13 protein-coding genes are annotated in these 12448 nt (G+C 42.7%); all 13 read left to right on the forward strand.

Going from position 1 to position 12448, the window contains the following annotated elements:
* The first annotated feature begins 148 nt into the window (after nucleotides 1-148).
* The 13 genes from AN944_RS00170 (at nucleotide 149) to AN944_RS00230 (ending at nucleotide 12253) form a co-directional block, all read left to right on the forward strand.
* Nucleotides 149-1123, forward strand: a complete 975-nt coding sequence (locus AN944_RS00170) for a methylenetetrahydrofolate reductase (RefSeq protein WP_055022562.1) — start codon at nucleotides 149-151, stop codon at nucleotides 1121-1123.
* 314 nt (nucleotides 1124-1437) lie between these two features.
* Nucleotides 1438-2961 (forward strand): DUF3360 family protein, encoded by a 1524-nt coding sequence (locus AN944_RS00175; protein WP_055022563.1) that lies wholly within the window; start codon nucleotides 1438-1440, stop codon nucleotides 2959-2961.
* A 486-nt stretch (nucleotides 2962-3447) separates the two neighbouring features.
* Nucleotides 3448-3900 (forward strand): hypothetical protein, encoded by a 453-nt coding sequence (locus AN944_RS00180; RefSeq protein ID WP_055022564.1) that lies wholly within the window; start codon nucleotides 3448-3450, stop codon nucleotides 3898-3900.
* Between the two features lie 80 nt (nucleotides 3901-3980).
* Nucleotides 3981-4481, forward strand: a complete 501-nt coding sequence (locus tag AN944_RS00185; protein ID WP_055022565.1) for a Na+/H+ antiporter subunit E — start codon at nucleotides 3981-3983, stop codon at nucleotides 4479-4481.
* A complete protein-coding gene (locus AN944_RS00190) occupies nucleotides 4481-4777 on the forward strand; it encodes a monovalent cation/H+ antiporter complex subunit F (protein ID WP_055022566.1) in 297 nt (98 codons plus the stop codon). Before AN944_RS00185 ends, AN944_RS00190 begins: the two co-directional genes overlap by 1 nt.
* Nucleotides 4774-5115, forward strand: a complete 342-nt coding sequence (mnhG, locus tag AN944_RS00195; RefSeq protein WP_055022567.1) for a monovalent cation/H(+) antiporter subunit G — start codon at nucleotides 4774-4776, stop codon at nucleotides 5113-5115. The genes AN944_RS00190 and mnhG overlap by 4 nt, the downstream gene beginning before the upstream one ends.
* Before the next feature lie 29 nt (nucleotides 5116-5144).
* Entirely contained in the window at nucleotides 5145-6137 is a 993-nt protein-coding gene (locus AN944_RS00200; RefSeq protein WP_268788254.1) for a Na(+)/H(+) antiporter subunit B, read from the forward strand.
* Complete coding sequence (locus tag AN944_RS00205) at nucleotides 6118-6480, forward strand: cation:proton antiporter subunit C (RefSeq protein ID WP_055022568.1); 363 nt, start codon at nucleotides 6118-6120, stop codon at nucleotides 6478-6480. The genes AN944_RS00200 and AN944_RS00205 overlap by 20 nt, the downstream gene beginning before the upstream one ends.
* Nucleotides 6480-7958, forward strand: coding sequence for a monovalent cation/H+ antiporter subunit D family protein (locus tag AN944_RS00210; RefSeq protein ID WP_055022569.1), 1479 nt, complete (start codon nucleotides 6480-6482; stop codon nucleotides 7956-7958). The genes AN944_RS00205 and AN944_RS00210 overlap by 1 nt, the downstream gene beginning before the upstream one ends.
* Entirely contained in the window at nucleotides 7955-9445 is a 1491-nt protein-coding gene (locus AN944_RS00215; protein ID WP_055022570.1) for a monovalent cation/H+ antiporter subunit D family protein, read from the forward strand. Before AN944_RS00210 ends, AN944_RS00215 begins: the two co-directional genes overlap by 4 nt.
* Nucleotides 9435-9785, forward strand: a complete 351-nt coding sequence (locus tag AN944_RS00220; RefSeq protein ID WP_055022571.1) for a hypothetical protein — start codon at nucleotides 9435-9437, stop codon at nucleotides 9783-9785. The genes AN944_RS00215 and AN944_RS00220 overlap by 11 nt, the downstream gene beginning before the upstream one ends.
* Nucleotides 9772-11472, forward strand: a complete 1701-nt coding sequence (locus AN944_RS00225; RefSeq protein WP_055022572.1) for a Na(+)/H(+) antiporter subunit D — start codon at nucleotides 9772-9774, stop codon at nucleotides 11470-11472. Before AN944_RS00220 ends, AN944_RS00225 begins: the two co-directional genes overlap by 14 nt.
* Before the next feature lie 307 nt (nucleotides 11473-11779).
* The gene (locus tag AN944_RS00230) at nucleotides 11780-12253 is read left to right on the forward strand and encodes a Fur family transcriptional regulator (protein WP_055022573.1); all 474 of its coding nucleotides are present in this window, start codon (nucleotides 11780-11782) and stop codon (nucleotides 12251-12253) included.
* The last annotated feature ends 195 nt before the right edge of the window (nucleotides 12254-12448 follow it).

The following is a 12448-nucleotide window of genomic DNA, read 5'->3' on the forward strand; positions in this document are numbered from 1 at the left end:
TGTTTGGCAACACAAAACGATTAGGCTTTTATCATTTAGCCGCTAAATGACGATGACCTTAGTTATATCTAAAAATTATCTTATTGAGCCTTAACAACCGCCCTGATTTAAGACACAATGTAGATAACATCCATCTAGACGGCTAAACATGAGAAAATCATTAAAACAGCGATCGTCAGATCATCACCGTGGAATATACTTTATTGGTACTACCCCACCGAAAATCGATACTGATTTTGAGTCGGTCAGCATTATTGCTGATAAGTTACTCGCTCGCCTTGATGAGATAAGTTTTGACGGTTTGATCATTTATGACATTCAAGATGAAACCAGTCGTACTGACACCCCTAGACCTTTTCCATTCAAAGCCACCCATGACTCTGGCACCTATGCACAATTAATCAACCAAAAGTCAGGTAAGCCTGTTATAGCCTATAAGAGTGTTGCAGGGCTGGATGAGCGAGGGTTTAATGAATGGTTATCTCGCGCTTGGTATCAAAACAATGTCAGAGATCTCGTCTTGGTGGGCTCCCCCTCTACTCAGGTAAAAAGTTCATTACCACTTAATGATGCTTATAAGGTCTTAGCTTCGCACTCTCAGGACTTCTATCTTGGTGGTGTTGCCATTGCAGAGCGCCACTTAAGCAAAAAGAATGAACACATTCGTTTATTAGGTAAGTCGACTCAAGGCTGCGAGTACTACATTACTCAAGCGGTATATAACGCCCAAGCGACAATTGATATGCTAACCAGCTATGCTCAAGAATGTGAGTTAAACAACATTAAACCCAATCGAGTTATCTTAACTTTCTCACCTTGTGGCAGCGCCAAAACCCTAGAATTTATCAACTGGTTAGGGGTCTCAGTACCAGAAGAAACCAGTGAGCGTATTCTATCTGCAGCCGATCCTTTATATGAGTCGATTAAAATAAACCACAGTAATCTACTGCAAATTTTAGATGCGGTGATTCAGCTAAATATCCCGTTAGGGTTAAACATTGAAAGTTTAACCAATCGCAAGACTGAAATTGATGCATCTATTTTGATGTATAAATTACTGAAAGGCACCATGGATCAAGCGTTAGCACAAAATCAAATTGATCAATTTGTGCTGAATAAGTGATCACACAGAAACTATCATTCTCTATGGTGCTGATGCGCCATAGAGACTCCTTTAAGTTTCATCTAGCTAACACCTTTATTAACAGGCTTCTTGCTAACAAAGCATCAAACTCCCCTATATATCGCTTTTTTACCTCACAACGCTAGCGACACTGACTTCACCCAAACCTATTTTACTAATGTAAACAAATATTTACCTACGACTAATGTCTGAGGTTAAAACGCCGATTATTACTCGCTATGGCTATAGGGTTCAGATAAGGTGCTTCTAATTTAAAGCAGTAGCACTTTTAGTGAGTTAGCAATAGGAATGATATGAGCAGTAATTCAAAATCCATACATGAACAGAAAAGTGAATCTCCCCCCAGTCAATCGCAAACGAATCCATCCAACAAACAATATCAACAGCAACATAAACCCAGTTCTGCCTTTAACTCTCGAGATGAGTATTTAGAGCATGAATTAACGATTATGGATCCAAAGCGCTGGCGCCCTAATCTACCAGGCAAAGACTATCGCTTTGAACTGGAAGACACCATTCCAGCAATGGCTGCAACCATAGGTAAAGTGGTCATGGTCGGCGCCATTGCCACCACATTTGCAACCTCACTTGGCCTTGAAGAAAGCTTTATTCTGGAAAATGTCCGTTACGAACTCATTATTGCCGCTTTCTTCATTGTCATTTTCTCAGGTTTTTTATTGCCTACAGCAAACTTAGCTGGCACCCACGGACCGCTTATTCCCATTATTCCAATTGTGGTTGCAGCAGGCGGCCACCCAATGGCATTTGGACTACTCATTGGCGCCTTAGGCTTAATTCTTGCCATCAGTAAAGGCGGGAGTATGCTCGCCAACCTCACCAGTAAAGGGGTTTGTGGCGGACTCTTGCTGTATCTGGGGTTTGTTGGTACTGCATCACAAGTAAAAAAGCTGTATGCATGGGCCAACAGTATCGGTATGGAACACATCGCATTTATCGTGATTTTCTGCACCATTATTTTATATGCCTTACTAGAGCACTGGCGAAAACGTTGGCTAGCCGTGCCATTAAGTTGCTTACTCGGTGGTACGTTAGCCTTTGCCCTCGGCGCGCCATTTGAGTTTCAAACTGCGCCAGGTCTACCGAACATGAGCCCAATGTACTGGTGGGGAGAAAGCTCAGGTTGGATGCTTGGCTTACCGACTCTTGAAAGTTTTATCGTGGTTTTGCCCTTCGCTGTGCTCGCTGTCGCGATGTGGTCGCCAGACTTTTTAGGTCATCAAGTATTTCAAAAGATTAACTACCCGCAGCGCACTGAAAAAGTGCATATGAATATAGATGACACGATGACCAGCGCTTCAATTCGTCAAACCTTTGGTTCAATGCTTGGGGGGGCCAACTTCACTTCATCTTGGGGCACATACATAGTCCCTGCGGCAATTGCTAAACGCCCCATTCCTGCAGGTGCGCTACTGACAGCCTTGTTCTGTGTTATTGCCGCACTTTGGGGTTATCCAATGGATTTAGCCATTTGGGAGCCCGTATTGTGTGTTGCCTTAGTCGTTGGGGTATTTATCCCACTTCTTGAGGCTGGTATGGAAATGACCCGAGAAGGAAAAACCACTCAATCAGCTGCGATTGTGGTGTTTTCGTCTGTATTAGTTAACCCTGCTTTTGGTTGGTCACTGACAATGTTATTGGATAATTTAGGTTTAATAGGCTGTAAAGATCGCAGTGCTAAACTCACCAAAATGAACCGCTGGATAGCCCCTAGCGTTATGTTTATCATTCTTACAGGGGTGATGGCATTAGTTGGCTTACTACCAGGTATTCCAGCCATCATTTCAGGATTAAACTAACGGTTCATTCGCCAAAAATTTAAGCTAGCTGAGCGCTAATGACATAACTGAGCAATAAATAGACAGAGGCTTGAACCTACAAGCCTCTGTGAATAAAGCCGCCAAACTGCTTTTGCAGATCCAAATATTAACAATAACCGCCAATCCCCCAGCTTATCGAGCTTACTCACCAACTTGAAAAATATTCGACATTATAAAAAAACAGTCTATTTACACTTACTTAGTATTTAAATTAAAACAAACTGTGTTATAAACGAATAACAGGGTTAAATAAAAAACAATTCGATGTTAATTTAAAAAATCTTTGTGTTAAATCAATGTTAATCACAAACTTTTATGGTTTGCTTGAATAGTGTCGGCATATATCGCCTTAAAACGAGCAAAGAATAACCATATAAAGTAAACCAAAGGTACCTAAAGCGTATTGCGCTGATACCGTTCAATTTATGAATGTGCAATCAATAGAATTATAAAAAAGGGGTTCATATGAGGATCATCCAACTCTTAGCGCTATTAACGTTCACACTCACTTTTTCACTATCAGCAGTTTCGAGTAACGCTAAAAATGAAGAGCAGCTCGTTCTTTCATCTTGTTTATCAGTTAATAAAACCGCATCTGAGATGTCGACTCAAGCATGTTCCTACTATATTCAAGGCTTTCTTGCTGGCTCATTCAACACCAGTCAACAGTATGAACTAAAGAACACATCGGGAGGATTCACCGATAGAGCCTATCGCACCCGAGTCGGTAAACAGACATCAAAAATACTTCCAACTGAGGTTTGCATACCTGCAAATGAAACCAAAGAGCAGTTAGTTGGGCGTATCGTCGATAGAACAATTGAGCAATTGTCACCGACTACAGATTCATTACAAGGGCTGCACAGTCAGATTTATCAAGCAATCGCCAACGAATCGTCGTGCGAGCAGCAAGATTAACGGCAACAGAAATTAAAAAATAACTTTTACCGGCAGGCTAAGTTTTAGCTAGCAATAACTCACACTAAGTATTGATTAATATGACACAAGAAATTAAACGCAGCGTCGTGCCAAGCCATCGGCTTAGCTTGATATTAACACTGGCGCTATTTTGGTGGATTAACTCCAATTACAGCAACCCTTTATTATTATCTTTAGGGGCTGGTTCAATCATGCTGGTGCTCTATATTGCGCAAAAAATGGATGTAATCGATCAAGAAACTCATCCTATTCGTCTTAATGCCCACATGCCCAGTTACGCACTATGGCTAGTTAAACAGGTCATTTTGTCGAATATCAGTGTGGTTAAACATATTTGGATGGGTAATAAAAGTATTACCCCCGTACTGACCACCATAGACACGCAGCAATGCTCAGATATTAATAAAGTGATCTACGCTAACTCCATCACCTTAACCCCAGGAACCGTAGCGATAGACTTAATTGATGACCAACTCACCGTTCATGCTTTAGATAATGCTGATATCGACACACTTAAAACCGGAGAGATGGATCGCCGGGTAAGGGAGCTTGAAAACTAATGTTAGCCGCTGCCACAATCGCCATTCTAGTTGTTATGTTACTTGCGATCATTCGCTGTATCGTTGGTCCCACCCTTTACGATCGAATATTAGCGTTCAACTTTTTTGGCACTAAAGCCATTTTGTTGATTTCCGTTTTAGGGTTTTTAATGGGTCGCCCAGAGTTTCTCGACATCGCCCTCGTCTACGCCCTCATTAACTTTATCAGTGTTATCGGCGTATTACGTTACTCAGATTCTGCCGAATTTAAAGTCGCTCCTTATAAATCTCATCCAACCAAGGAGACTAAAGAATGAGCTTGTTACTCGAAATCAGCAGCGGTATATGCCTGCTAATAGGGAGTTTTTTATGCTTTTCGGGTGGGATAGGAATTATACGTTTCCCAGACTTTTACACCCGCATGCATGCTGCAAGTGTTACCGACACATTAGGCGCAGGCTTAATTCTCATTGGCCTTATGCTGCAAAGCCCCAATGGTATGGTCTTAATTAAACTGATATTGATTTTAATTTGTACGCTGTTCATTAACCCATCTGCCAGTCATGCATTAGCAAAAGCGGCACTACATAATGGCTTAATACCAAAAGAAGCTAAGCGTGCAAATCTAGGAGGGAACAAGTCATCGAAGCTTTAGTTGATATCATACTATTAGTATTTTTAGTGGTGATTGCCATTGCAATCGTGCGCATGACTGACCTATTAGCCGTTGTCATGTTAAGCGGTATTTATGGCTTATTATCTGCCTGTTTCTTTGTTGTACTCGATGCAGTAGATGTGGCCTTTACCGAAGCATCTGTTGGTGCGGGAATATCGGGGTTACTCATGTTAGCGGCCATTACAATGACAGGCCGAAAAGAAGCGCCAAGGCGTCATAAGCCTCTTTTATCATTATTTGTCGTACTGGTTACAGGTGGCATGTTGATATATGGCACGATGGATATGCCTTACTTTGGCGCCGTTGATGCTCCAGTTCACCAGCATGTGGCCCCTCGCTATATCCATGACTCTATGGAAGAAGTCGGCGTTCCTAATATTGTGACCTCAGTGTTAGGCAGTTACCGTGCCTTTGATACGTTAGGCGAAGTTGCGGTTATTTTTACCGCTGGTATTGGTGTGCTGTCATTACTCAGATTACCACGTCGTCGTAAAAATCCTCAATCAGATGAAGCGACTGAAGAGCAAATGCACGAACGTCATATGGTCGTGCGTATTGTCAGTAAAGCCCTCATTCCTTTCATCTTATTGTTTGCACTCTATGTGCAGTTCCATGGTGATTTCGGCCCTGGTGGTGGTTTCCAAGCAGGGGTAATTTTTGCTGCTGCGATTATTCTATACACCATGTTATTTGGCTTAGAAACCGCTCAAAAGGTATTTAATCCAGCCCTCATTCAACTTCTTGCCGCTGTTGGACTATTGCTTTACGCCTCCGTTGGGGTTGTTTCAATGATTAATGGCGCAAACTTCTTAGATTATAACGTGTTAGCCGAAAATCCACTCGATGGTCAACATATCGGGATTCTATTGATTGAACTAGGAGTCGGTATCACGGTTGCATCGGTCATGCTGAGTATCTTTTTTAATTTTGATGCCCGCAGACAAGCCCAGCAAAACAATAACAAGCAAAAAGGGGAGCAAGATGTTTCTCGGACTCTATAACTACTGGATTGTAGTCCTGTTGATGATGATTGGTTTTTATATCGTCATCGCCCACGGTAACTTAGTGAAGAAGTTAGTCGGACTCACTATTTTCCAAACCTCGGTGTTTATCTTTTATATCAGTGTCGGCGTTGTCGAACGAGGCAGTGCCCCCATCCTAGCTGAAGGGATCAGTGATTACTCTAATCCTTTGCCCCATGTTCTGATCCTAACCGCGATTGTGGTTGGTATTGCAACCACAGCACTTGGGCTTGCGCTGGTCATCAGAATCAAAGAGTCGTATGGCTGTATTGAAGAAGATGAGATCCAAAAACAAGATCAGCTAAACGAGGAAAAATCATAGTGCTAGCTCACCTGCCTATTTTACAAGTCGTGCTGCCGCTAATGGCGGCCCCACTATGTTGGTTTTTAAACCGTTCAAAACTGGTGTGGATATTTGCCTTATTGGTCTGTGCTGCAACTTGTGTCAACAGCATACTATTGCTGATAGAAGTGATGAAATCAGGGACCATCATCTATGAACTCGGAGGTTGGGAAGCCCCTTGGGGGATTGAATACCGCATAGATAAGCTGAATGCCTTATTGTTGCTCATTATCTCAACCATTGGCACTGTCGTCCTGTTTGCCGCTAATACCAGCATACAAAAAGAATTGAGCGAAGATCGCCACACCCTGTTTTATAGCCTCTACCTATTATCACTAACAGGTATGTTCGGGATTGTTGCAACCGGCGATGCTTTTAATGTCTTTGTCTTTTTAGAAATTTCTTCACTCTCTGCCTATGCGTTAATTGCTTTAGGTAAAGACAGACGCGCACTGTGGGCTGCATTTCAATACCTGATTATGGGGACGATTGGTGCCACGTTTATCTTGATTGGCATTGGTATGTTGTACCAAATGACTGGCACATTAAACATGAGTGACCTTGCTGTTCGCTTAGTTGATGTTGGCCATACCCGTACTGTGTTTGCCGCCTTTGCCTTCTTGATTGTTGGCATCTGCTTAAAACTGGCGCTTTTTCCGCTTCATCTTTGGTTACCAAACGCATATGCCTATGCACCTTCAATTGTAACCGCCTTTTTAGCAGCAACCTCAACCAAAGTGGCAGTGTATTTATTAATTCGGTTTACCTTTACCGTATTTGGCATCAGCTTCTCATTTACCAGTTTGCCTTTACAAGACATTCTAATGGTACTTGGACTCGTAGGTGTTTTTGTTGCTTCTACCACTGCGATTTATCAGCAAAACGTCAAACACATCTTAGCTTACTCAAGTGTTGCTCAAGTCGGTTATATGATTATCGGTTACTCCATCAATACCAGCACGGGTGTCATGGCAAGCTTACTGCACCTGTTTAACCATGCGTTGATGAAAAGTGCATTATTTTTAGCATTAGGCGCCGTCATGTACCGCATTGGTAGTGTTCAACTAAGCCAATTCCAGGGGCTAGGCCGACAAATGCCATTAACCATGTCTGCAATTGTCATCGGTGGATTAAGCCTTATTGGTGTGCCATTGACGGTCGGTTTTGTCAGTAAGTGGTATTTGCTCATCGCCAGTGTTGAAGCAGGTATGTGGCCAGTTGCCGCCCTGATCCTCTTAGGTTCGTTATTGGCCATTGTGTATATCTGGCGCATTGTTGAAATGGCCTACTTTAAGCCGCCATTACCTGGACGTGAAACGGTTAAAGAAGCTCCTTGGACTTTCCTTGGTCCTATTTGGGCTCTTGTCATCGCTAATATCTATTTCGGTATCGATACTCGCCTGAGTGTGCAAGTTGCACAGGCGGCTTCTCAAAGCTTGTTTGGAATAAACCCATGAATCCATCTTTGGCGCTGATGTTACAGCTAACTATATTATTACCTCTGCTGGCAACACTTGCTATTGCAGCAACAGGCAGTAAACCTAATCTTCGAGAGGCTGTTACCATCAGTATCAGCCTTGTGGTGCTTTACTGCGTTGTTAACCTCTATCAAGCACTTAAAGCTGGTGCGAACATTGAGGTGTCATGGTGGGAGCTCATGCCTGGCTTAGAGGTCAGCTTTGTGATTGAGCCGCTTGGCATGCTATTCGCTCTGATTGCCAGCTTCCTTTGGTTAATTACCACCATTTATGCCATTGGTTATATGCGTGGTCATAATGAAGATAACCAAACCCGCTTTTATATCTGCTTTGCTTTGGCGATTAGCGCAGTAATGGGGCTCGCTTTTTCTGCGAACTTATTTACTCTATTTATCTTCTACGAAGTGTTAACCCTATCAACTTATCCGTTAGTGACCCATGCTGGCACAGATAAGGCTAAACAAGGTGGTCGTGTTTATTTAGGGATCTTACTCAGTACCTCTATCGCCTTCTTTTTGCTAGCTATTGTATTAACTTGGTTAATCAGCGGCACACTTGAATTTACCGCTGGCGGCGTATTTGATGCCAATGTAGATACCACAATTGCTGGCGCCATCTTAGTGTTGTTTATTTTCGGAATTGGTAAGGCTGCAATGATGCCGTTTCATCGCTGGTTACCTGCAGCGATGGTTGCTCCGACCCCAGTCAGTGCACTACTCCATGCGGTTGCTGTGGTAAAAGCTGGGGTATTTACTGTACTTAAAGTTTGTATCTTTATTTTTGGTCTCGACCTACTACCGACATTGCCAACCACTGAATTTTTACTTTATCTAGCGGCTATTTCAGTATTGTTAGCCTCAATCGTAGCAATGAGGCAGGACAACTTAAAAGCCAGACTAGCTTACTCTACGGTGAGCCAACTCGGTTATATCACCATAGGAGCACTCCTTGCCACACAGTCGGGAGTGATCGGCAGCTCAATGCATATTGCCTCTCACGCTTTTGGCAAAATCACCTTGTTCTTCTGTGCTGGCGCCATTTTGGTGGCCAGTCATAAATCTAAAGTCAGTGAAATGCGTGGGCTAGGTTTTACCATGCCTGTCACTATGGCCGCTTTTTTCATTGCTAGCTTGAGTATTATTGGTGTGCCACCAGCTGGAGGGACCTGGAGTAAATGGTTCTTGCTAATGGGCACCATCGAAACAGGTTACTGGTTCGTGATGGTAACCTTAATGCTCAGTTCTCTACTCAATATTGCGTATTTACTGCCTATCCCTTATCACGCATTTTTCCCTGGTAAAGGTGAGGCACCTGAACATCGCGGCATAAAAGAAGCGCCTTTACCTTCTTTGATCGCATTAACTATTACTACGTTAGGCTGCTTGATTATGTTTATCCATCCTCAGCCCTTTTATGAATTGGCGAAAGCTATCTTGACTGTATCTGGAGTTAGCCATGGACAATGAGAAGCAGTATTTTTTCGATAAACCCAAAAACATTCAGCTTATTTTATATCTGCTATACGCATGCTGCGGTGTGCTTGTGGTGCTTGATTTTGTGATCCATCGCCACGTTTATCATAGCTGGGAAAACCTCCCCATTTTCTATCCTATTTATGGCTTTGTCGGCTGTGTCATTTTGGTATTAATCGCCAGCTGGATGCGTACCTTTTTGATGCGACCTGAAGACTATTATGGCCCCGTTGAAGCGCCTGATAACAGCAAGATAGAAATTATCGACGTCAGCGATGGCCATGCCAAAGAAGCTAACAATAACAATGAAGGTGATCGCAATGTGGATGCTTGAGTTACCGCCGTTTGTACTCTTTTTGATTGGCGGATTAATCGCTGCAACGACGCGAGGAAAGCTTCGTGGCGCATTGATGATTGCGATTCCAATCATCAGTGGATTGCATTTATGGACAGTGCCAGAAGGCATCCACCTGCAATTAACGTTTTTAGACTATGAACTCATCCCCTATCGAGCGGATAAATTAAGCCTGATGTTTGGCTATATTTTCCATATCGCCGCATTTATTGGCATAGTTTACTCATTGCACGTTAAAGACACAGTGCAGCAAGTTGCCGCCATGCTTTATGCGGGTAGCGCCATCGGCGCGGTGTTCGCCGGTGACTTGCTAACCCTATTTGTGTTTTGGGAGTTATTAGCCTTTACCTCAGTCTTTTTGATTTGGGCTCGTAGAACCCCTGCTGCCTATAGCGCTGGGATGCGTTACCTCATTATGCAAGTTCTCTCGGGCGTCATTTTACTGGCTGGCGCACTGTTTTATATCAGTGAGACTGGCAGTATCGCCTTTGACTTTATCGGCTTAGACAGCATAGCGGGCTGGCTTATCTTTATCGCTTTTGGCATCAAGTGTGCTTTTCCTTTTGCTCATACTTGGCTTACCGATGCTTATCCAGAAGCGACACCAACAGGCACTGTACTGCTTAGTGCGTTTACCACTAAGGTAGCCGTTTATGCACTGGCTCGAGCCTATCCTGGCACAGAGCTACTTGTATATATTGGCGCTGCGATGACCTGCTTCCCAATTTTCTTTGCCGTCATTGAAAACGACCTACGTCGCGTACTGGCTTATAGCTTGATTAACCAAGTGGGCTTTATGGTGGTCGGTATTGGTATCGGCACCTCGCTTGCATTAAATGGCGCGGTATCACATGCCTTTAATGATGTGATATTCAAAGGTTTACTGTTTATGAGCATGGGCGCAGTGCTGCATATGACAGGGCGAATAAACGGCTCTGATCTTGGTGGTCTTTATAAAACCATGCCTAAGACCACCATACTGTGTATTGTGGGTGCGGCCTCTATTTCAGCATTCCCTCTGTTTAGCGGCTTTGTCAGTAAATCGATGGTGATGACGGCTGCAATGGAAACGGGCCATGATTGGGTTTGGTTAATGCTATTGTTCGCCTCTGCAGGTGTGTTCCATCATGCTGGTATTAAAATTCCTTATTTTGCCTTCTTCGCCCATGATTCAGGCATTAGAGCAAACGATCCGCCAAACAACATGCTATTGGCAATGTTCATTGCTGCATGCCTGTGTATTGGGATTGGTATTTACCCAGCGGCGCTTTACTCATTATTGCCATATGATACGGGTTATAACCCTTATGATGCGACCCACGTACTCGCACAAACACAGCTGTTATTGTTCTCGGCGCTGGCCTTTGTGTGGTTAAATCTTAAAGGTAAATATCCGCCAGAATTGCGCTCAACTCACCTTGATGTCGATTGGGTGTATAGACGTTTAGTCCCTAATATATTGCAACGTATGTTTGCGGTTATTTGGAGAGTCGATGCTGATGTACGTCAGTCAGTTCGTGGCAAACTAAGTCAATGTCAGGCATTTTTAGCCCGCCAATACAAAGAAGGTGGTAGCTTTATCTCAAGCGACTATCCGTCTGGCAACATGGTGCTTTGGGTTGCTGTTATTCTTGCAACCTATCTGTTTATTGGCTTTGTAAATTAACCTAACTGGTAGAGCTGATTTAAAAAAAGAACACGCTAGCCTGTTTTGCTAACAAGAGTTACATACAGGCTAGCGCACTTGTCATTTTTCATTTGCCATTTTTCAATTAGCATATCCTTAAGCCTTTCGTATTTTTAGCCTCTGTTTTGAACATTGATCTTACGCCGATTAAGTCGATATCAGTTAATCTGCTCACACAATTTCGATTCTGGTTGTGCTTTAGAAGCAATGTTTCACTCTTTATCATTTACAATGTCATCACGACAATAAATAATAACGCCAATTATGATTTCTCTTGAGCTGAACTATGTCTACTACTAATAACGCTGAAATTTTTGCTAAGGCAGAACAAATATGTCACAACAAAGGCGTTAAACTTACAGCGAAAAGAAAAAATGTATTAGGTGTGTTACTTGATTCTAGTAAGCCATTATCTGCTTATGAAATTGTCGATATATATCGCACGACTCATAATGAATCATTAGCGCCAATGTCTGTTTACCGAATGCTGGATATATTGAGTGAATTGGCATTGGTTCATAAACTATCATCAGAAAACAAATACCTTGCTTGCTCACACATCACTTGTACTCATGAGCATCAAGTCCCGCAGTTTTTAATCTGCAAAAGCTGTGGCAAAGTTGCAGAAAAAGGCATTCAAACCAGTGTAATCGAAGCATTAAAAGAAAGTATTAACCAAGCCGACTTTCAGCTTCTTAACTCTCAAATAGAATTACAGTGCCTCTGTAATGACTGTGCTAATCCAAGCGAGAAAGGCTAATTCTTCACAAGGTAGCATTCTGCCAGTCATACTAAAAAACAGTGATGACCTCGTTACATTGATAATAACTGTATAAGGGTTAACGAGGCTATTACCTCGTGAGCCCAACGATTGCTTAACGCTTGTGTCAACGTCCAAATTAAACAAACATATAAGCTAATCAAGCCTTAAGCTGGCAATTTCTAAACAAAAAAG

Source organism: Shewanella sp. P1-14-1 (genome assembly GCF_001401775.1).
GTDB lineage: Bacteria > Pseudomonadota > Gammaproteobacteria > Enterobacterales > Shewanellaceae > Shewanella > Shewanella japonica.